Annotated in this window: 16 protein-coding genes; 9 read left to right on the forward strand and 7 right to left on the reverse strand. The window is 66.2% G+C overall.

All coding sequences use genetic code 11. From position 1 onward, the window contains the following. Nucleotides 1-181: 181 nt before the first annotated feature. Nucleotides 182-4,204, reverse strand: coding sequence for an Eco57I restriction-modification methylase domain-containing protein (locus FYW99_RS13995; protein WP_223839016.1), 4,023 nt, complete (start codon nucleotides 4,202-4,204; stop codon nucleotides 182-184). Between the two features lie 462 nt (nucleotides 4,205-4,666). On the opposite strand from FYW99_RS13995, the gene FYW99_RS14000 reads away from it, so the two are divergent. From FYW99_RS14000 to FYW99_RS14010, 3 genes are all read left to right on the forward strand, one after another. Continuing rightward, nucleotides 4,667-5,584, forward strand: a complete 918-nt coding sequence (locus tag FYW99_RS14000) for an HAD family hydrolase (protein ID WP_223839017.1) — start codon at nucleotides 4,667-4,669, stop codon at nucleotides 5,582-5,584. Then, on the forward strand, nucleotides 5,585-6,109 hold the full coding sequence (locus FYW99_RS14005; protein ID WP_223839018.1) for a hypothetical protein: 525 nt from the start codon (nucleotides 5,585-5,587) through the stop codon (nucleotides 6,107-6,109). A gap of 220 nt (nucleotides 6,110-6,329) precedes the next feature. Then, the gene (locus tag FYW99_RS14010; RefSeq protein ID WP_223839019.1) at nucleotides 6,330-6,692 is read left to right on the forward strand and encodes a phosphohydrolase; all 363 of its coding nucleotides are present in this window, start codon (nucleotides 6,330-6,332) and stop codon (nucleotides 6,690-6,692) included. 25 nt (nucleotides 6,693-6,717) lie between these two features. On the opposite strand, the gene FYW99_RS14015 is transcribed toward FYW99_RS14010, so the two are convergent. Both FYW99_RS14015 and FYW99_RS14020 read right to left on the reverse strand, forming a co-directional pair. Further along, nucleotides 6,718-7,185, reverse strand: coding sequence for an NUDIX hydrolase (locus FYW99_RS14015; protein WP_150252480.1), 468 nt, complete (start codon nucleotides 7,183-7,185; stop codon nucleotides 6,718-6,720). Between the two features lie 7 nt (nucleotides 7,186-7,192). Further along, a complete protein-coding gene (locus FYW99_RS14020) occupies nucleotides 7,193-7,939 on the reverse strand; it encodes a helix-turn-helix domain-containing protein (RefSeq protein ID WP_150252481.1) in 747 nt (248 codons plus the stop codon). 119 nt (nucleotides 7,940-8,058) lie between these two features. Here FYW99_RS14020 and FYW99_RS14025 point away from each other — a divergent pair, with 119 nt between their 5' ends. The 4 genes from FYW99_RS14025 (at nucleotide 8,059) to FYW99_RS14040 (ending at nucleotide 11,245) form a co-directional block, all read left to right on the forward strand. Further along, nucleotides 8,059-8,202, forward strand: a complete 144-nt coding sequence (locus FYW99_RS14025) for an albusnodin family lasso peptide (RefSeq protein ID WP_150252482.1) — start codon at nucleotides 8,059-8,061, stop codon at nucleotides 8,200-8,202. Nucleotides 8,203-8,251: 49 nt separating this feature from the next. Further along, on the forward strand, nucleotides 8,252-9,958 hold the full coding sequence (locus FYW99_RS14030) for an albusnodin/ikarugamycin family macrolactam cyclase (protein ID WP_190394658.1): 1,707 nt from the start codon (nucleotides 8,252-8,254) through the stop codon (nucleotides 9,956-9,958). 131 nt (nucleotides 9,959-10,089) lie between these two features. Next, on the forward strand, nucleotides 10,090-10,671 hold the full coding sequence (locus tag FYW99_RS14035) for a lasso peptide biosynthesis B2 protein (RefSeq protein ID WP_223839045.1): 582 nt from the start codon (nucleotides 10,090-10,092) through the stop codon (nucleotides 10,669-10,671). Continuing rightward, complete coding sequence (locus tag FYW99_RS14040) at nucleotides 10,664-11,245, forward strand: GNAT family N-acetyltransferase (protein WP_150252485.1); 582 nt, start codon at nucleotides 10,664-10,666, stop codon at nucleotides 11,243-11,245. The genes FYW99_RS14035 and FYW99_RS14040 overlap by 8 nt, the downstream gene beginning before the upstream one ends. An 82-nt stretch (nucleotides 11,246-11,327) precedes the next feature. On the opposite strand, the gene FYW99_RS14045 is transcribed toward FYW99_RS14040, so the two are convergent. Further along, nucleotides 11,328-11,837: a hypothetical protein gene (locus tag FYW99_RS14045; protein ID WP_150252486.1), complete on the reverse strand. Its 510-nt coding sequence runs from the start codon at nucleotides 11,835-11,837 to the stop codon at nucleotides 11,328-11,330. Beyond that, nucleotides 11,834-12,376: an ATP-binding protein gene (locus FYW99_RS14050; protein WP_150252487.1), complete on the reverse strand. Its 543-nt coding sequence runs from the start codon at nucleotides 12,374-12,376 to the stop codon at nucleotides 11,834-11,836. The genes FYW99_RS14045 and FYW99_RS14050 overlap by 4 nt, the downstream gene beginning before the upstream one ends. A gap of 370 nt (nucleotides 12,377-12,746) precedes the next feature. Between FYW99_RS14050 and FYW99_RS14055 the strand changes: the two genes are divergently transcribed. Then, the gene (locus tag FYW99_RS14055; protein WP_150252488.1) at nucleotides 12,747-13,589 is read left to right on the forward strand and encodes a helix-turn-helix domain-containing protein; all 843 of its coding nucleotides are present in this window, start codon (nucleotides 12,747-12,749) and stop codon (nucleotides 13,587-13,589) included. Nucleotide 13,590: 1 nt separating this feature from the next. Beyond that, the gene (locus FYW99_RS14060) at nucleotides 13,591-13,758 is read left to right on the forward strand and encodes a DUF397 domain-containing protein (RefSeq protein WP_150252489.1); all 168 of its coding nucleotides are present in this window, start codon (nucleotides 13,591-13,593) and stop codon (nucleotides 13,756-13,758) included. 140 nt (nucleotides 13,759-13,898) lie between these two features. Here the strand turns inward: FYW99_RS14060 and FYW99_RS14065 are convergent, their stop codons facing one another. Together FYW99_RS14065 and FYW99_RS14070 are read right to left on the reverse strand one after the other, a co-directional pair. Next, nucleotides 13,899-17,993: an Eco57I restriction-modification methylase domain-containing protein gene (locus tag FYW99_RS14065; protein WP_150252490.1), complete on the reverse strand. Its 4,095-nt coding sequence runs from the start codon at nucleotides 17,991-17,993 to the stop codon at nucleotides 13,899-13,901. Next, nucleotides 17,993-21,067, reverse strand: a complete 3,075-nt coding sequence (locus tag FYW99_RS14070) for a DEAD/DEAH box helicase (protein ID WP_150252491.1) — start codon at nucleotides 21,065-21,067, stop codon at nucleotides 17,993-17,995. Before FYW99_RS14070 ends, FYW99_RS14065 begins: the two co-directional genes overlap by 1 nt. Nucleotides 21,068-21,183 lie beyond the last annotated feature (116 nt).

Below are 21,183 nucleotides of genomic sequence, written 5' to 3' on the forward strand. Positions count from 1 at the left end.
GACCAGACAATGAAAGCCCTGTCAACATACTTCCATGGAGCGTCAGTGAACACAGGACGATTGTGAACCGCCATTGGGCTCTCCGCCGTCGTAAACCATGCATGGCCCCTGCGCGGCCGTCGCCGGGCAGGGTGCGTCCACCACGTGTACGGGCTCGAAAGCACGTCACTTACCAACAGGCTCAAGGAGTGGGTTGGCCAGGCCACCGGCTGAGGGGTGTGTTGTACTCCCGTCCGTCCCGCAGCGGCCGGTCGAGCGCGACGCCCGTCGGCGCCATGCGGTCGAAGGCCACCAACACCATGTCCTTGGTCCGGTAGGTGCCGTAACGAGCGATCTCGTTGTTCTTGAGCCCGCCCCGGCCAGTCTGGAAGGTCTCCAGGATGTAGTCGGCGTCCTCACGACCGATCCCGTAGAGGTGCAGGCAGTAGGCGTCCAACTCGGCACGGATAGCGGTCCGGCGCTCCTCGTCCCAGCCGAAGGGTGGCCCGTCGTAGCCGAGGTCCTGGGCCAGCGGTTCCATGTCATGGGCGGTGTAGACGAGTTCGAGCACCCTGGGAACGAGGAAGGCGGTGTGCGGCTCCAGATCAACGGGAGCGGGGACCGGCAACTGTTTCCACGTCGACAGGGCCATATGGATGCCGCTGATCTTCTGTCTGCTCACGTAGTCGAAGACGAGGGAACTCTGCACGGCGCACAGCGCCGCGAGGAGTTCGGGCTCCTTCAGGGACAGCACCAGCGGGAAGGTGTGCCCGACACCTCCGCGGGGCAGGAACGCCGGGATGGCGGTCCGCTCGTCCGTGGCCCGGCAGACGTCCCTCCAGCCGTAGAGCCACGCCCTGTCCCAGCCCGAGGCGGCCAGTCTCGCGGACAACCCTTCCTGGACGGAGGGCCGCCCCCTGCGGTCCGTTCCGTCGTCCGGTATGTCATGTTCCGGCACCCAGTAGCGGGGCTGAGCGACCGCCTCCGGGCCGTGCTTCTCCGCGGGATTCAGGGGGCGCACGCTGTCGTTTCCCGTCCCGGTGAAGCTGTTCCACCGGTGGTCGAAGTGATGCGCCATCTTGCCCTCGTACAGAGGTAGCATCCGCTCACCGTCCCGGACGAAGACATTGCCCTCCAGCTCCCAGTCGTCGGCCTCCAGCTCTTTACGTGTGCGGAACAGGCCCGAGTCGTCGGTCATGTGAAAGAGCGTCGCCTTGAAGCGCAGCGCCCAGTGGTTTCCGGACCGCTTCGACTCATCCCACAGGGCAGGCAACCGCTGGTAGACGGACGTGGTGAGATCGGCGTCGCGCCGGGAGCGGAAGACCGGCAGGGTCCGGGTGTTGGGATTGAGAAGGGAGATCTCCTTCGGGGTGAGCTCGAACTTCCTACGCGGGTCATCAAGCTCATGGTCCTCGATCACGAAGAATGCGAACTCCGTGGGAGGCGCCTGGCGTTCCTCCAAAGTGAGTGAGAGCAGACAGAACTTCTGTCGCTGGTCCACGCCCTGGAAGATCTTCTTGTTCTCGAAGTCGAGAAGCTTGCGTATCCTGCCACGTGTTGTCAGGTCCTGGAAGAGCCTCTGGGAGCTCGCGCCAGTGGCGACCGCCGTGGGAACGACGGCCCCGACCCTCCCCTTCCGATGTGCAATGGCAGTGAAGCGCTCAACGAACAACTGGTCCGTCTGGAGCATCGTCACCCCCTTCACGCTCAGGCCCTTCGCGCACTGCTCGTACGAACCAGACTTGGCCGCGAAGTGGAAGATGGACTTCACCTCACGCCGTGCCTGCCGGTAGCGTTCACCCGCCTCCGGGAACTCCTTCCGCCACTCGGCGATGTAGCGCCTGCGTGCCATCCCCGCCATCCGCGCGATGGACGGCTCCGCCACCGCGAAGTACTTCTTGTCCTCGAAGTCGACCTTGTCCCAGGGCGGGTTGGACAGCACGACGTCGAAACCGCCGTCCCATCCCGTCTCCGGATCCACCCCGACACCGTCCCCGGGCACCCGGAACACGTCGGGAAACTCCAGGTGCCAGTGGAAGAAGCGGTAGCGCTCGCGCAGGCGGACAACCTCCTCGTGCGCTCGCGCGGACGCCGCGGCACCGCGGGGGTCGTCCATGGCACGGAACACCTCGTCCGTCACCGGGCGCGGGGCGTCCGCGGTCTCCTCCCACATGAAGTTCGCGCACCAGGTGTCGGCGATGTGCACGTCCCGCAGGTAGTCGGGTGACTCACGCCAGACCTCATACACCTTCTCCTGACGACGCACGTCACGCAGGCTTCCCGCACGGATCGAGTAGAGCTCGTGCAGACCCTCGGCGAAGGCGGTGTTGGCGACCCTGACCGCACCGTCACCGGTGTCGAAGAGCGTCGCCTGTCCCTCGCGCTCGCGGGCGTTGGCGCGCATGAGCGCGGCGGCGACCTTGGGATCGTCTCCCTCCACGGCGGCGAACGCCACATCCGGGACACCCCCGCGCAGCTGCCTGGGGGTCGCACCGAGGAGGGCGTTGCCGTGTTTGAGGTGGGGATCGAGCAGGTCCAGGGGACGGCCGGGCTCCATCCCCTCCAGCCACAGCGCCACCTTCGCCAGGTCGATCGCCATCGGGTTGATGTCGACGCCGTACAGACCACGGGCGACGACCTCGTGTATGGCGTGGCGGAAGGACTCCTCGGAGGGTTCGGGGGTGTGTTCACGGACCGAGGCCACCCGTTTGGCGATCCGGTGGGCCGCGGCCACCAGGAAGTGTCCGGAACCGCACGCCGGATCGCACACGGTGACCGACAGCAGTTCCTCGGCGATGGCCTCGCCGGCGTCCACCTCACCCCACTCCGTCGCATTGGCCTCGCCCCGCTTGACCGCGTCGTCCAGGACGGGGTCGAGGGCGGAGTCGAGGAGGCGTTCGATCAGGGAGGTGGGGGTGTAGTAGGCGCCGGTCCTCTTGCGTTCGTTCCCCGCCCGGGAGACGAGGGTGAAGGACTGCTCGGCGGCGTCGTACTCGGGCACGGTCTCCAGGAGTGCCTCGTAGACGCTGCCCAGCTCCCTCGCCGAGAGCGAGGCGTAGTCGACCACCCGCCACCGGCGACTCCGCGGGTCCCAGACCTGGACCAGGTGACGTACCGCCTCCAGCAGAGCGCGGTTGGCCAGACGCAGCCCCTCCAGCGGAGCGTCGTCCCGGGTGGGTGTGAACAGTCCTCCGAGGCCGGGAAGGCCGAGCTGGGGACATCCCTCCTCGTCCCCGAGCGCGTCGAGCACGACCCGCAGGGTCTCGTACTGGTCGTGGTGGGAGGTGCCCGCCCTGCTCCGGGCGCGGCGGCGCAACCGGCTGGAGGAGAAGTAAGCGGTGTAGCGCCCGCGGGTCCGTTCGTCGGTGCCGGGCGGATGTAGCAGGTCCCGGTCCTCGACGACGAACCAGAACATCAGGCGGTACGTCAGGCGGAGCAGGGCCCGGTGCAGTGTCGCGGCGTCAGTGCGCTGGCGCAGGGCGGCGTTGGCCGGGTGGCGCAGGAAACCGGTGCCCAGGGCGGCCAGGGCTCTTTCCACGTTGTCCCTGAGAGCGTCCAGGGCACGGACGCCGGACTGGGCCGCCTCAAGGCGCCACTTCTCCATCCAGCAGGAGGATGGTGGTTCTCCCTCCCGGATTTCGAAACGCGATGCGTGGAGCATGCGGTAGAGAAGGACGAAGTCGCTGAACAGTTCACCGTCGAACATGGATTCGAGATCGAATTCCACGTACGACGATGTGGAGAAGGAATTGGAGTCCCGCAGCAACCGGATACTCCGGCCGTTGGTCAGCGCTCCCCACTGGTGCGCACGTGTATGGTTGAGCGCCTCCTGGAGCACGGACTGGGACGAGGGAACCCCGCGTCGCTCGGGCCTGTCCAACCGGCTTCCCCAGTCGACGACGTGGACCAGGACGTGCTGCCACCGGTAGCCCACGGCGAAGAGCCGTCCCTCATCGTCGTCGGCACGCACACCCTCGATCCGCAGTGCGCCGAGGCGTCCGAAGCCCAACTCCCCCAGGAGGGGGGCGACCCACTGGGTGAGGGCCGCTCCCGACGGGTCGGAGAGGAGCTCCCCCTCCCCGACACGGGGCAGGTGACGGCGGAGTTCTCTCCAGGCACCGAGAAGGTAGTCCCAGTGCCGTTCGGCCTCGTCGGCGACCGAACGGGCGCCGACGACTCCGTAGTCGGCCGGGGCACCGCCCGGAACATCCCTTCCCTCTCCCACACGCACGAGCATGTCCTCGGGAAAGAGGGCACCAACACTTCGGACAGCTGAAAAGGGACGTCGGCGGGGGATAACCGGCATCGAGAGGGCCTCCGGCCAGGTGGCGGTCAGGGGGATGAAAAGACAACGGAGATTATCGAAGGAACCCCAAAGGAAAGCAATACCAACCTGAGAAGGCGCTTTTCCTTATGGCTCAGAACCCAAAAAACACAGAAACAACCGCCCCACCAGTAACACCCGAAACACACAAAAGGACGAAAAGCCCAACGAGCACCACAAGAGGCGACAGAAGCACCACCAAAACGAACATCCGTACGAGATTTATAAACAGAAACGCCATACGGATATAGAGCATCCGTTATCGAAGCGCGTATTCTCCTGACCCCATCCGAAGAAGTAGGGAAACACTCTGCTCCCCGCTTGTCAGACCACGCACGTAGACTCCTCCTACCGTCGACCGCCGTGTCCGTTTCCTCCGGCAGAGAGGCCAACGTGCTCTCCGAGACCCCCAAGCCGCGTGTGTCCCTCCTGGTGACCGACCTCGATAACACCCTGTGGGACTGGTTCCACACATGGCACACCTCGTTCTCCGCCCTACTGAGCCGGCTCACCGCACTGAGCGGGGTTCCGCAGGAGCAACTGGAAACAGAGATGCGGGCGGTACACCGCCTCCGGGGAACCACCGCGTACTCTCTGCTGCTGGACGAACTACCCTCGTTGAGAGAGCGTTCCCGGGGCCGTTCTCCGATGCAGGTCTACGATGAGGCGCTGCACGCGCTCAACAGCGCGCGTAAGCACACCATCGGCCTCTACCCGGGGGTCAGGGAGACGCTTCATTTCCTTCGGGACCGCGGTGTGCCCGTGGTCGCCTATACCGAATCGATCTCCTTCTGGTCGGAGTGGCGGATGCGCAACACCGGATTGGACGGTCTGATCGACGTCATGTACTCCTCTCCCGACCACGACTTCCCTCGGGGGACGAGCCCTGAGGACCTCCGTATGTATCCGAACAGCGAATACGACTTGAAGAAGACAGAGCACCGGCAGGTACCGCGGGGCCTACTCAAACCGAACAAGGAGGTGCTCCGGCGGATCCTCGACGACTTCCCCGTCGGACCACACGCGACGGTTTACATCGGGGACAGCCTCATGAAGGACGTCGCCATGGCCCAGGACTTCGGTGTCCACGACGTACACGCCGCCTATGGTGTCTCCCACGACCATGAGGGATACGAGCTTCTGCGGCGGGTGTCCCACTGGACGCAGGAAGACATCGAAAGGGAGAAAACGCTGGCCGAGCGGCCTGAAGTGGTACCCACCCGTGTGGCACGTCAGGGGTTCGCGGAACTGCTGGACATGTTTGACTTCCGGGAGGTATAGGTGGAGCAGGAGCCGTTGGGCGAAGAGGCCCGAACACAGCACTACGTGGAACTGTGGAAGCAGACCATCACGGTCCAGCAGCACTTCAACGACATCAGCTGGCGCATTCGCGGCCTGGCACTGACCGTCATGACCTTTGCCTTGGGAACGGCCGCCGTGACATCCCGGCACAACATCGCGGTGGACTTCTTCTCCATCTCACTGAAGTTCTCCGCCCTAGTGCTGTGGTTGAGCCTAACCCTGTGGCTGGCCTTCTTCTTCGTGGACAAGTCCTGGTACCACCGGTTGCTGATCGGCTCGGTCAAGCATGGTGAGGTTCTGGAGGAGGAACTGCGCCGGACGCTCCCCAAAGCCGGTCTCACTCGCCAGATCAGCGCCTCCAGCCCCAGCCCGCTACCGTCGTACTTCCATGAATCCTGGCCGTATCGCCAGGCCATTCACTCGACGGGCAAACTGCGGATCTTCTACTGGACTGGCACAGCGGTCCTCACAGTGTTCGCGCTGGGAATACAGTTCGGCTCCTGAACGCGGCGTATGCAGGCGAAGGTGTGGCCGACCTTGCCCGTGTATCTCCTGCCAAGGGCTGCGCCGGGACTGCAGTGGTGTGCATGTGTCTAGTGGAGTGGGCCGAGCGGACAGCCGAGGCCCTGCTGTCGGACGTGGGGACACCGCTGTCCCACGTACGCTGTGCAGCGTGGCAGACCTGGCAGGCGTCCCTGACGGTCGCGCCCGAAGATCGGAACTGTTGAGCGCCGCTGCCCCGGTACACGACATCGGCTACACCCCATCCCTAACCAAGACCGGATTCCATCCGTTCGACAGGGCCCGCTGGCTGCGCGAACAGGGTACGGACGAACGGCTGGTGTGCCTGGTCGCCCATCACACCGGCGTGAAGTACGAAGAGAGGGGACGCGGCCTGGCCGACCAACTGGACGCCTTCCCCCGGGAGATGTCGACCGCCGCCAAGGCCCTGTGGTACAAGGACCTGACCAGCGGCCCCACCGGCCAGCCGACCACGTTCGAGGCGAGGTTGGAGGAGATCCTCACGTGCTATGCACCCGGCTCGGTGGTACACGAGTCCATCACCGAGGCCAGACCCAAAGTGTAGGCCGTCCGGTTCCAGCCCCGGCCACTTACCCGGGATACGGCTCACCGCTCCCCAATGCGTGTTCCACGCGCAGTCGCTGGGTGTGGTGCATGTCCAAGCCCGACACCTCCTCGGGGGTGAACCAGCAGATCTCGTGGGACTCATCGCTCACCGCTAGGCGTCCGTCCACCACACGGGCGCGGAAGCACACGTTGAACTGACGGCGCACCTCACCGTCGTCGTAGGCGATGATGTGCCGAGCGTCGGTGTAGGTGCCCACCAACCCGGTCACCTCCACCTCGTAACCGGTCTCCTCACGCACCTCCCGTACGGCCGCCTCGGGCAGGCTCTCGGTCATCTCCATCGCCCCGCCCGGCATCGCCCACAGGCCGTTGTCCACCCGACGCTGCAGCAGCAGGCGCCCCCCATCGTCGACGACGGCCGCACTGGCCGCGACCACCAGACTGTTGGGAACGGGAGCTGACGGATCGTCGTAGTACTCGGTGCGTGCCATGTCCTCTTCACTCCTCAAGGGGTCGCGCGATGTCCCACACTGCGTCCATACTGGCGGCATAGGCGTCGAACAACCCCTGAGAAGCCGTGCGTTTGAGCCGCAACAGCGGGTTGCCGTAAGCGTTGACCCCGTACAGGTGCGTGTTGACGTACATGTGGTCATCGGCTCGGTAGAGCGAGTTGTACAACGTCGTGGAATGCACCCTTACCGAGATTCCCGGAACCATTGTCAGAGGCCGGTAGTGCATCGCGGCCAGGTGGCATCGGGTTTGGATGCCGTGGCCGAAGCTCTCCTCTCCACCGCGTACGAGCACGGCCTCGCAACCGGGATCCCCGATGAGTACACGCACATGGACGCCATCTTCGGCCCTGTTCCTGAGTAGCTCGTCCCACCCCGGAATCTGCTCGTGGAGGAACAGAGCCGCGTATACCAGGATGTCGATCGAACTCTCAGCAGCCGCGAACATACCCCGCCACTGCTCGGCTGGTACGTCGGAGCGTTGCCGGTGGACGGCCACCAGATCTTCGTCCGTACCCGCTGATCCTTTGGTCCGTCGCTCCAGGGAGGGCCAGAGTTGACGGACGTCCGCGTCGAGTACACGCGCCACCGCGTGTGCGTTGCGGCGGTGGGGCACTCGTCCGGTGCTGATCCAGCGAGCCACGGTCTTGGGGTCGGTGCCCACGTGCGCGGCGAGAGATGCCGCCGTGTGGCCGGACTGTTCCAGGCAGACACGGAGCCGTTCGTTGGGGGGCATAGGGACGTTTCTACCGCACCGGGACGTCCTTCGAGGCGTCCTTCGTGCGGTAGCGGCGTCCCACAGAGCACGGACAGACTGATGGCTCCAGAGGAATCCGAGGAAGGGAGCACACAACAATGCGGGACCACACCTTGCCCACGGAAGTACGAGAGGCGGAAATCGCCTCTCCCGTTGTCGTCGAGATCGGTGACGCTGTGGAGCTGACCGAGGGGACCAGCAGCAGGAGCGGCAGCGAGGACAAGCGCTACAAGTACCAGTAGGCCGATGCGGGATCGGTGGCCGTGTTCCGCCCCGAAGAACAGGAGAGACATGCAGTGGTTCGGCGGGGTGGTCGCGGCTACCGGTTCTCCCACCGTGCGACCCGCCTCCCCCACGTGGTCCACAGCGCTTCCCTGCGGGGAGTTGTGGACGGTGGGCAGGGGCACCGGGACCGTTGCCGAGGCCGGTCCGCTGAAGGGGGTCGTGCTCGGCAGCCACACGGTAACCACGGACGGTCTGCGGACGTGGCTGTCGGGGAGCTGGCGCTTCGGCCCTCCCTCTTGGCCGGGGACCTACGCAGTCGTCGTCGGCCATCCGGAAGGGGCGGCCGTGTTCACCGATCCCGCGCACGCACTTCCGATCCACTTCTGTGAGGTGGAGGACTCGGTGGTGTGGGCATCCTCCAGCCGCGCCCTGTCGGGTGTCACCGGCGGTGGGGTGGACCTTGCCTGGATATCGGACCTGCTGGCAGACCCAGCCGGACGGCACGGAACGGAAAGGAGCGCCTTCCTGCGGGTGCGCACCGTTCCTCCGGGGCACCGCCTAGACGCGCACAGAGGAGGACGGGCCACAGTCGACCGGTGGTGGTCAGCGCCCAGAAGCGCACCACGGGTCGAGGCCCTGCGGCTGTTCAGGAAGGCCCTGGAGGGAGCTGTCATGACACGGCTCGCTCAGGCGGAACACCTTTCCTGCGACCTGAGCGGGGGCCTGGACTCGACCACGCTGTGCCTTCTCGCCTCGAACCGGGCCTCGGGATCGCGCGCCCTCACCGCTTGGACGGTCCATCCCGCTTCCAGGGACCATGGCGGCGACCTGGACCACGCACGCCAGGCCGTGCGAGAGCGTCCGGACGTGGACCACATGCTGCTGCCTCTGACCGACAAGGAACTTCCCTACAGCGGCTTGGACCGGGTCCCGCCGACCGATGAACCGGCTCCGGCCACCATCACCAGTGCCCGGCACGTGCTCGCCTACGAGCGGATTCGCGCGACCGGAAGCACCCTCCACATGACCGGTGACGGAGGCGACGCGTTGTTGATGCAGTCGCCCGAGCTCGTTCTCCGGCTGGCGGCACGCGGCCGTGTACTCCGCGCTCTACGTGACCTGCACGGGTGGGCCAAACTCGACCGCGGGAGCCCGGGGCGCCTGCTGTCAAGCCTGGCCCGGGGCGAGCGCGGCCCTTCTTCGCGCTGGCTCACTCCAAAGGCACGGTACATGGCCGTGTCGGGGCCTGCGCGTGGAACCGGAGAGTTCCTACGCGGCAACGCAGAGCTGCACGCGCTGCGCGGAATCGGACGGACCGCCCACGCCGACGCCCAGTTCGCCGCGTTCTTCGGCGTCCGCCTGGAGTCCCCGTTCCTGGATCGGGCCGTGGTGGAGGCCGCACTGGCCTTCCGCGTCGAGGATCGAGGATCTCCCTGGCACTACAAACCGCAGTTGACGGAAGCGATGCGGGGCGTTCTGCCCGAGGTGATCGCGCAGCGCCGCACCAAGGGTGGCACGGACTCCGACCATCACTTGGGATTGCGTGCGCACCTGCCGGAAGTGTCGGTTCTTGTCGACGGCTGGTTGGCGGGCCACGGCCTGATCGACCCGCAGACGATGCGCGAGGAGCTGCGCTCGGCGGCGTCAGGCAGAGACACCCCGTGGGGGCTGCTGGAGCCGGTGATCGCCGCCGAGGTATGGGGACGCGTGATCGAAGCGAGCGCTCCGCCCTCGTGGACTCGCGTCCCAGCTCGGCAGGAGGCCGGAAAATGACCCTCCCCTCTTCGCTCTTCCCTGCCCCACATCTGCGGCTGGTCTGTTTCCCGTCGGCATGCGTCGCCCTGGACGTGGAGAGGGGGTCCGTGCTGTTGCTGTCCGAGGAGGCCAGCCGGATCATCTCGTGCATGTGGAGTGCAAGGGGTGCGGTTCCAGCTCTCTCCCTGGACCCGGTCCAGGAGCGGGCTCTGGTGGCGCTGGTGGACACGGGTGTACTCATCCAGCGAGAGGAACCGTGTTCATGGGAGAGGGTCAGGCGGGGAAATCCCTCCTCCCCCAGTTGGGGGACACGGGACAGCCCCGCCGCTCTCGCGCCGATTCCACGGGCTCCCCTGCGCTGGTACGCCCTGGGAAGCGTTGCCCTCCTCGTCGTACTGACCAGGGGGTGGGGAAGACGTAGGAGTGCGTTCGCCCGTACCCGGGACCTGGTGCAGCGAACGGAAACAGGCATCGCCGACTATGCCGCGGCGGTGCAGGCAACCTATGCGGTGAGGAAAGCAGGCCGCCTGCTGCCACTGCGCGTGGCATGTTGGGAGGAGGCCGCGGCGACCACCGTCGCCCTGCGCTGGGCGGGCTACCGGTCCACCTTCCGGCACGGGGTGGCTACCGACCCGGTGCGGTTGCACGCCTGGGTCGACGTCGGCGGCCGACCGGTCGCCGAATCCGACGACATCACCGACTACACACCCTTTGAGGAGTCCTGTGAGTGACATCGCCGAATCGATCCTGTGGACCGAGGCCGAGGGGATCGCCCTGGGAGCGTTGCGCGCCGATCTGGCCCGCGAGTACTGGCGGTGGGAGAGTGACCCGGGTGCCGTGCTGGGCTACGGGCGGCAGGTGCCCGAGAGCTCCGAGTCCCGCGCCGAAGGGCTGGAGCACCAACTGCGCGGAGCACCCGACCAGGCCCGGTTCACCGTCTACGACGTGCGCGGGAGCGAGCCGGTGCCGTGTGGGTTGGCCAGTGTGCTCATCGACCACCAGGTGCGCACGGGCGAGTTCATTCTCGTTGTGGCGCCCGAGGCCCGGGGGAAGGGTGTGGGTACTGCGGCGACGCGGTTGACGCTGGACTACGCCTTCCACGTCATCGGGCTGGAGATGGTCTGGCTCAAGGTGCTGGAGCCCAACACCGCGGGCCGCAACGCCTATGCCAAGGCGGGTTTCCGTGAGGTGGGCACCATGCGCAGCGCCGGGCAGTGGCGAGGACGCCGTTGCGGTGAGGTGGTCATGGACGCCATCCCTGAGGACTTTCCCTGGCCGTCGGTGCTCGTGAACGAGAGCGACTGAGAGGGGAAGAAGGTGACGGCCGCGCCGGGCCCCCGATCCGGCGCGGCCTCCTGATGTGGTTCGAGTGCGGGACGCTTCCCCGCTACAGCAGGGTCGTGGCCAGGTGGTGTGCCAGGGCTCCGGTGCTGATGGCGAGGGTGTAGGCGGCCAGCAGGCGGGCCGGTCCGGTGCGGAACCAGCGGCGGGGTTTGCGGTGGCTGCGCGGGCGTTGGCTGTGCGGATGCTTCGGGCGGCGGCGCGGCAGTGGCGGGCGTTCCCGCCGGGGCGGGAACGGTCCGTCGTCGGGGGCCGGGCGCGGGCGCGGAACCACGGGTTCCTGCAGGCGTTTCGGCGTCGTGGCGGGCTTGCGCGGTCGCGCAGGGCCTTCGGGTGCCGGGGTGTCGCGTTCGGCCAGTCGGGCGGCGTGGACGTGCATCCAGGCGGGCAGAACGCCGTGGGTCTGCCGGTAGGCCACCCGGGGATTACCCTCCATCTGGGCCAGAAGGCGTTGTTCCCGGGTGAGCGGGGCCGGGTAGCTGGGCTTGGAGAAGCGCCGTCCTCGGGGCGCGTCCAGTACCGCGCGCACCCCTGAGGAGACGGGTTCGGTGCTCACCGGTCGGCCCCGGTAACGGCGGTGCTGCTGGCGGGAGTGAGGGTGAACTCAGCCCACACCACCGTGCCGAGCGCTCCGCAGAACGGGAAGTCCACCACGGCACGGGTGCCCCACCTGGCGGCCAGGGAGTCGATGAGCAGCAGGCCCCGGCCGCGTTCGGCCTCCTCCCACTCGGACTCGGTGCGCTGACACGGAATCTCCGGGAGGGTGGGAGCGGACTCCCGTACCCCGTCGTCGATGATCCCCAGGTGCAGGGTGGTGGCGGTGGGCATGGACAGGGTACGAACGACCCGGCCGTCCGCCTCACCGGAACGGGAGTGGTCAACAGCGTTGGCGAACATCTCGCTGGCACACAGCACCACGGTGTCGGCCAGGTCGGGGCACAGACCCTCCAGGCGGAACAGGTCGGCGCGCAGGTCCTCCCGCGCCCACGCGGCCTGGGAGAGATCGCCGGGGTAGACGCGGGAGGCCCAGCGGCGCCCGGCCAAGGGCGGGGTGGGGGTGTGGAACGGGGTACGGGGACGCGGCACAATGGACATGACGCACTTCTCCTCGGTAGGGAGCTCGGTGTTGTCGTTGGGTTCTGGAGGCGCCGCAATCGCCCCCAGAGCCCGTTTTCATGCGGGGTCGCCCGTGTGGACGACCGTCCCGGCGGTTGACTGGTGCTCTCACCGGTGACCAGGACAGATCGCGGGGCTCTCCAGGGTGCCGCTCGCCCGTGCTGTGTTTCGGAGGAGTCACCTCTCACCGGCTGGGGCCGGTTCCTCCCAGTCACGTACGGGTGGGACGCCTTGGACCGCACCGTCTTCTGTCCCGCTGTCACTAGAATGGACTCATCAATTGATGAGATCAAGTAGGATTCCTAAATTGATGAGTATGTCTGGTTCGTCGGCCGCTAGCATCTCCCCCATGGTTAAGAGGTCCTCACCGACTGTGCGCCGTCGTCGTCTGGCCCGAGAACTCCGCAGGCTCCGCGAAGCCGCAGGGATGTCAACCACGCAGGTCACGCGGGAGTTGGGATGGGCCGCAGGACGGATCAACCACCTCGAAAACGGAAGGCATCGAACCGACCCCAGTGCCCTCAGAGACCTCATGCGCATCTATGGAGTCGAGGACACCGACAAGGTCGACGCCATCCTCGCCCTGGGGCGGCAGGCCAGGGAGAAGGGCTGGTGGCACAGCTACAACAACGTTCTCGACGCGGACTATCTGGGATTCGAGGCTGAGGCCTCCAGCATCAGCGTCTACCAACCGGCCGTCATGCCGGGCCTGTTGCAAACCGCTGACTACGCGGCGGCTTCGGCGCGAGCCAGCGGAGCCGTCACCGAAGCCGACATCGACCAGGTCGTCACTGCGCGCCTGGAGCGCCAGAAGCTACTCCACGACGACCTGAACCTTTCGGCCATCGTGGACGAGTGCGCCCTCCTTCGCCTGGTGCACTCCCCCGACATGGCCCGCGAACAGATCTCACACCTCATCGAACTGAGCGAAGGAGTCAACAGGATCACGTTGCAAGTGCTCCCGCTCAGTGCAGGACTACACGCGTCGATGGGTTCGGGCTTTGTCATCCTGGACTACGCCGACGAATCCGACCCCTCACTCGTCTACCTGGAGGGTCGCACGAGAGGCACCTTCCTGGAACAGGACGAGGAGGTCGACGACTACCGCCGGGTCTTCGCCTCCCTGATGCGCTCGGCCCTGAGCGAGAACGAGTCCGCCAAAACGTTCAAGAGAGTCTTGAAAGAGGCCTGACATGGAGTTCCGCAAGTCTTCCTACAGCGCTACCGAGAGCCACTGCGTTGAGGTGGCCGACCTGGGAGAGGAAAGAGCCGTCCGGGACACCCAGCACCGCGAGCTGGGCGCGCTCTCCTTCGGCTCGGGCGAGTGGCAGGCCTTTATTGACACCACCAGGGGCGTCTGACCTCCATCACTGCCCGCCCCTCGCCGATGATCTTGCTCCCAGCGTCACTCTCGCCGCCGAAATTGACACCAAGAGCAAGATCACGGGTGTCCGGCCCCGCCTGCTACGAGCCAGCAGGCGGGGCCGAGTGCTTTGCCGGGTCAGGCAGGGGCGTGCCGGGGCCCGTGGCCAGGCGGCGGAGTGAGGGTGGAAGTGAAGTTCTCACCGTCGATCAACGGGTTATCGAGCGAAACACCGGCCTTCGCCATCCGGTCGTAGATCTCCAGGATGAGGTCCTTGGTTCGGTAGGTGCCGTACTTCGCCTCGTCCTTGCGCTTCACGATCGGGAAAGTTTCCATGATGTAGTCCACGTCATCACGGTTGATCCCGTAGAGGTGGAAGAACAGCGCGTCCAACTCCGCCCGCATGATAGTACGGCGTTCCTCATCCCACCGGAACGGCGCCCCTTCATCACCCAAGTCTCGTGCGAACGCTTCCATGTCCCATGCAGTGTAAGTCAGCTCCGCAGCACGACAGGAGACGAAGATCTCATGCCTTCGCAGCTGATCAGGAGTGAAAACCGGAAGCTGCTTCCAAACAAAGAAGGCCATACTCGTTCCGCCGAGCTTCTGGCGGCTGACGTAGTCGAAGGCGAAGGATGACTGACATGCGCACAAACACGCCACAGACCTGGCCTCAGCAGGAAGCATAGCTAGCAAGTATTTGTGGCCAACTCCAGCGCGAGGAATGATAGCTGGAACCGCAGACCTCTCATTAGTTGGCGACGTTACATCACACCAACCATAAAGCCATCCACGTTCCCAGCTCGCACTCTGCAGACGAGATTCGACGGTTACCCCTGCCGCCCCCTGAGCACTCTTTTCCTCCCCAGAGGAGGACTCCAACACCCAATTCATAGGCATCGCCATGCGATGCGCATCCTGGAGTTCTTCAATTCCCAAATATCGGGGCTGATTCTGACGCTTCGCAGCCGTAGAGCTTTTTACCACGTCGGCCGCGCGGTGGTTATAGGAATTAATCATCTTCGCTTCGTACAACGGCAGCATACGCTTGCCACCCTTGACAAAAACATTTCCCTCGAGACGCCACCCTCCAGTTTCGAGACTCTCGCGATCACGAAACTTATCCGAGTCAGTATTCATCATGAACATCAACTGGAAAGAAATATCCCAAGGATTCCCACTAGAGTCGCCTTCCTCAACAAGCACCGGGACGCGCCTATAAATTCCTAGGCTTATTTCGGCATCACGGCGGGAACGGAATACTGGACTGGTGCCAGTGTTAGGGTTTAGGAGAGCAATCTCCTCTGTGGTCATAGTGAACACCTTGTCAGATACTTCGAGCTCAGCCGGATCATGCAGAAAGAATGCAAAGAAAGCCTCAGGCTCGCACATGCAACGCCCCGCGAGAGACAAGATGCAAAACTTCATGCGAGAGTCCACGGACGGGAAAAGTCCTCTGCGGTTCTCGAAGTCGTAGATAGCTGTGATCGAACCAGTCTGCACCAAGTCCTTGAAGAAGTACTGATTGAACGAGTCAGTAGCGATACCCGAGGGAAGGATCTGGGCAGTTCGACCAAATCCTCCTACTAGCCAACGCGCTGACTCTGCGAACAAAGAGTAGGTGTTAAGACGCCCGTAGGAGGTCAGAGGGAAGCGTCCTGACGCGTGAGCAAAGTGTTTGAACCCGTCGTTGGCTCGTTTCTCCTCCTGGTACTCATCGAAAAGATCCGGGTTCTCTTGCTCCAGCTTCTTGATCATCCGGTTTCGCGCAGTCATGTTCGCGGCTTCCGCGATGTCAGCTCGCCTCGCTGCGAAGAACTCGCGCGCGTCCACTTGAACCTGGTCCCACGGCGGATTGCCGAGCACGCAGTCGAATCCACCTTCCCAACCTGTGGCCCCGTCCACTCCACCATTGCTCTCCGGGACGTTAAACACGTCCGGGAACTCCAGGTGCCAGTGGAAGAACCGGTACTGGTCCCGCAGCCGGTCGATCTCCTCGATCGTGGTGAACGGAGCGCCGTTGCCCTGATTCGCGTTGGACAGGTTCCGGAAGACCCCTTCCGTGACCGCGCGCGGAGCGTCTTGGGTCTTCTTCCACATGAACGCCGAGCACCAAGCGTCCGCCACCCTCCGGGTACGAACGTACTCATCGGAGTCGGTCCACTCTCGGTAAGCAGATTCTTGATTGCGTACCTGGTCCAGCGAGTCACCCATCACCGCCGTGATCTTACGCAGGCTCTGGGCCAAAGCGGTGTTGGTGATCTTCACCGACTCAAAATCAATGTCGAACAACCCGGCCTGACCGCCGCGCTCCTCCTTGTTGGTCTTGGCGAGGAAACGCGCGTACTTCTTATCGTCGCCCTCGATCGGCTTGAAGGCCTCATCCGGGATACCGCCTTTGAGCAACGACGGCGTGGTGCCAATCAGCGCGTTTCCGTGCTTCACATGCGCATCCAGGAAGTTCAGCGGCTTACCGGGCTCCAGGGCTTCCAGCCACAGCGACACCTTGGCCAGCTCAACCGCCATCGGGTTGAGGTCCACACCGTAAATACACCGGGCCACCACCTCATGCATGGCGCTGCGTACCGCATCCACGGTCGGTTCCGGGTTACCCTCGCGCACGGCCGCGACCTGCTTGGCGATACGCCGCGCGGCAGCAACAAGGAAATGCCCCGACCCACACGCCGGGTCGCACACGGTCAGCTTCAGCAGTTCGGCCGTGACCGCCTCTGTCGGATCAGGCTCCCCCGACTTAGACGCCTTCTCATGTCCCCGCTTGAAAGCATCGTCAATCACCGGGTCCAGGGCCGAGTCGAGCAGCGTCTCGATCAGCGAGGACGGCGTGTAGTACGAACCCGTGGTCTTGCGGTCGTTCCCTCCGACCTCCACCAGCTGGAACGAACGGTCGGCGTCGCTGTGCTTGGGTACCAGCTCCAGCAGGGACTCGTAGATCGACCCCAGCTCTTCGGCGTCCAGGTTGCGGTAGTCCACCGAGCGCCAACGCTTGGAGTCGGTGTCACGCACCTGAGCCAGGTTGCGCACGGCCCCGAACAACGCCTCGTTGGACAGCTTCAGTCCGCGCAGCGGAGCGTCGGCCTCGGCGTCGGTGAACAGGCCGCCGAGCGCGGGGATGCCCAGCTCAGGACGTCCGTTCACGTCTCCCAGAGCGTCGAGCACGAGCCGCAGCGCCTCGTACTGGTCGCCGTGGGAAGTCCCCCGGCGCTTGCGAGCGTGGCGACGCAGCCGCGCTGACGAGAAGTACTTCGCGTACCGCTCCCGCGCCTGTTCATCAGCCGTGGGCGGGTGCAGGGCATCCCGGTCCTCCGTGACGAACAGGAACAGCATCCGGTACACCAGCCGCAACAGCGCCCCGTGGAACTCCTTCACGTCCAGGTTGGCGCGCAGCTCCACGTTCTCGGGATGGCGCAGGAAGCCGGTGCCCAGGACGGTGATGGCCTCGCGGACGTTCCCGCTCAGCTGCTCCAGCGCGCGGGTTCCGGACGTGATGGCATCGGCACGCCACTTCTCCAGCCAGCACGCGGACGGCGCCTCGTCCGGCTTGACCTCGAACCTCGACGCGTGCAGCAGCCGGTACAGCAGCACGAACTCGCTGAACAGCTCACCGTCGAAGATCGCCTCAAGGTCGAACTCGACATACGCCGCCGTGGCCAGCGCACTGGAGTCCCTCAGCAACCGCACCTGGCGCCCATTGGTCACCACCGCCCACAGGTGCCCCGACGAACTGTTCAGCATCTCCTGTACGAACGACTGCGGCGGCACGGTCCCCGTCCCACCCGGACGTTTGTCCAAGTCAGCGTGCCAGGCCACCACGTGGACCGGCACGTGCTGCCACAGGTGGGAGACCTTGAAGGCCTTCTTCCCGTCGTCGCTGGTGATCCCCTCCCCCGGTCCGGCCGGGAGACGACCGAAACCGAGAAGGTTGAACAGCGGCTCCACCCACTGCGACAGGGCGGCGTTGACCGAGTCAACAGCAGGCCTCCCGTCGGTATCCGTGGGCAGTTGCTTGCGCAGCTCACGCCAACCACCCTTGAGGTAGTCCCAGTGGCGTTCGGCCTCGTCACTCACCGAGCGGGCACCGATCACCCCGTAGTCGGCAGGTTTGGAGCCGACCACATCCTTGCCCTCGCTGATCCGCGCCAGCATGTCGGTGGGCAGCAGCCCGCCGACGGTGTGCACGGCTGTCAGCACCTGGTTTCGAGCGATGGCGGACATCAGGCGTTACCTCCGGCGGGAGCAGCGCCGACGGCAGCGGAGCCGTCGGGCAGGTAGACGTAGACGCCGAGGATGTCGGCGGGCTTCTGGGCTTCGACCTTCAGGCCGCGGCGGATCTCGTCGGAGGCGATCCGCACCCGGCGGTGGGAGTCGGCGAGCTCGGCGGCGAGCTCGTCACCGTAGGCGGCCAGGTGGTCGGCGGTGGCGGGCAGCGCGTCCAGCACCCGCCGCATGGTGTTCTCGCCCATGGTGGGCGCGGTGTTCTCGGTGGCCTGGGCGTCGAGCAGGGCGACCGCCTCGCTCTGGCCGAGCCATTCGGCCTTGTCCGGGGCCCCGGTGAAGGCGAGCAGGCGGGCGTCCTCGGCGACGAGCTGCCGGTTTCCGTGCCGTGAGGGCAGGGTCAGGTGGAACCGGTAGCGCACCAGCAGCAGCGTGGTTCGCTTGTCCACGGCGTCGGTGCGCACCACCCCACAGCGGCGGGCCGGGCGGGGCCCTCCGGTCCCGCTGTCCAGGGCGGCGTCGAGCACGTGGGAGGCCAGCGCCCCCACCACCGGGTCGGTGCGCACGAGAGCGGCCTCGCCCCGGGGGACGGCGGCGGTGTCGCGGAAGGGCAGTGGCCTGCCCTTCTCGACCACGTCGGCGCCGACCAGGGGCGCGAAGGCGTCGCGCAGTCCCACGGGGGTGCCGGACACGTCGGCGGTGAAGCCGTCAGCACCTCCACCACTGCCCGCTCCCCGACCGCCCGTACCCCCGCCCGGCAGGGGCCGGAGCAGGGCGTCGAGCTCACGCAGGGAGTTCTCGGCGAACGCGCGGACCTCGCCGGTGCCGCCCAGGGTCTCGCGGATCGCGGCGACCTCGCGGGCCACCTCCTCGGGGTGGATGGCGCGCTGGGCGAAGCGGGCGCGGGAGGTCTTCTCCCGGTCGATCGCCGACTTCCACAGCAGTTCGGTCTCGCCGGTGTCGACCTTGATGTCCTCGGCCTCGAACAGGGCCTCCTGCTGGCCCTGGCCTCGCATCAGCAGCCATTCGACGATGGCGTCGGTGACGCCGGTGGAGGTCTCGTCGGGGACGGAGACGGAGACGCCCAGGGTCTTGCGGATCTGCTGGTACTTGCGGATCAGCACCTCCAGGACCTTGCCGTCGATGCCGTTGTCGCTGCCGTACAGGGTGATCACGCGGACCTTGTCGCGCTGCTGCCCGTACCGGTCCACGCGTCCCTCACGCTGGTCGTGGCGGGTGGGGTTCCAGGCCAGGTCGTAGTGGACGACGGCGTCGAAGTAGTGCTGGAGGTTGACGCCCTCGGACAGGCAGTCGGTGGCGACCAGGACCCGGCGGGTACCCGCCCCTCCCCCGTCTGCGGCTTCCCCCGCCGCCTGGGCGGCCTCCTCGGCCAGTTCCTCGATGCGCTCGACGCGCTGCTGCGGGGACAGTTTGCCGGTGACCGCCTTGACGGTGGTCTTCCAGCCGTTCCTGCCACCCTTGTTGATGGGGCTCTTGCCCTTGGGATCCTTCTCACCGCTGAGATAGGAGGCGACGTACTCGGCGGTGTCGATGTAGCGGCAGAAGACGATGGGGTTGTACCCCTCGGCCAGCAGGCCGTTGAGGTAGGTGATCAGCGCCTTGAGCTTGAGATCGCCCTCGGGGCCCTCCAGCTGCTCGGCGCGCTCGGCCAGTTCCAGCAGGCGGTCCTTCGGAACCCCGGAGCCGCGCCCGTCGGCCCCGGCCTCCGTCCCGCTCTCGGTCTCGGCGCCGGGGGCGGTGTCCATGCCCTCCAGGGCGTCGATGTCTGCGGCGTCCCGGATGAGCGGGGCGCCGAGCGCGTCGGCCTCCTCCGGGGTCTTCGCGGCGGCCGCGGCCGAGCGGGTGGTGAGGGTCTTGGCGGCGGCCCGGGGTGAGGAGACCATGGAGCGCAGCAGGGCGATCGCCGACCACCAGGCGATGCGGGCGTCGCGGCGGTTCTGTCCCTTGGCCTGCTCGACGCGCTCGCTGGCGTAGGCGATAGCGTCCTCCAGCAGCGCCCGGTAGGCCGGGGAGAGCTTGTAGGGCTGCTCGGTGAACTCGCGGTCGGAGGGGAAGGCGGTGGTCTCGGCCAGGGAGTCGTCGGCCAGGCCGTCGCTCTCCCGGGTCAGGTACTGGCGCACGTCGGCGCGCTTGCGCTGCACGAAGTGGCGGGCCAGGAGCTTGCGCCCGGTCTCGGAGTCCAGGTCGGCGTCGGCCAGCTCGGGTTTGACCAGGCCGAGCAGGTTGCGGAAGGCCGACTCCTTGCCGCTGTGCGGGGTGGCGGTGACCAGCAGCAGGTGCCGGTTCTCGTCCTTGGCGACCTTCTGGAGGAGTTCGTAGCGCAGCTGGTTCTGCTTGGAGGTGACGTCGTCGGCGGACACGCAGGTGTGCGCCTCGTCCACGATCACCAGGTCCGGGCAGTGGCGGACGAAGTCGTCGCGGTGCCGGGTGGACTTGATGAAGTCGGTGGAGATGATGACGTGCCTGTGCCTGTCGAAGAGCGACTGTCCCAGGTCCAGGCCGCGCTCCAGGCGCGAGACGGTGGAGGAGAGCACGAGTTCGGCGTCGATGCCGAACTTGGAGCGCAACTCCTCCTGCCACTGCTCGGCCAGGGCCGGGGAGCACAGCACGGCCAGGCCGCTGGCCTCGCCCTGGGCGAGGAGTTCGGAGGCGATGAGCCCGGCCTCGACGGTCTTGCCGATGCCGACGTCGTCGGAGATGAGCATGCGCACGGTCTGCTGGCGCATCGCCATGAGCAGGGGCACGAGCTGGTAGGCGCGCGGCTGGACGGCGATCCCGGCCAGGGAGCGGAAGGGGCCCGCGCCGGAGCGGAAGCCGATGCGCAGGGCCGAGCGCAGCAGCCCGGCCGCCTGGGCGTTGCCCAGGTCGTCGGGGGTGGGCGGGGCGAAGCTGGCCGCCGCCACCTTCTCGAAGGCGGGGAAGAGCGCGGCCACGTCGTCGTCACCGCCGCCCAGGGGCCGCAGTACCAGCATGTCGGTGGCGCTCTCGGGGAGCACCACCCATTCCCGTCCCCGGGCCGAGACCAGGGAGCCGGGGGCGTACGTGGTGGTCATGGGGAGGAGGTCCTCACGTCGTGTCGTGCGGGGCGTACGAAGAGCGGTGGATCCGCGATGATCTTGCTCCCAGTGGCACTGTCGGCGGTCGAGGGTGCCACCAGGAGCAAGACCAT

Origin of the sequence: Nocardiopsis deserti, assembly GCF_008638355.1 — a bacterium.
In the GTDB taxonomy this organism is placed as follows: domain Bacteria; phylum Actinomycetota; class Actinomycetes; order Streptosporangiales; family Streptosporangiaceae; genus Nocardiopsis; species Nocardiopsis alborubida.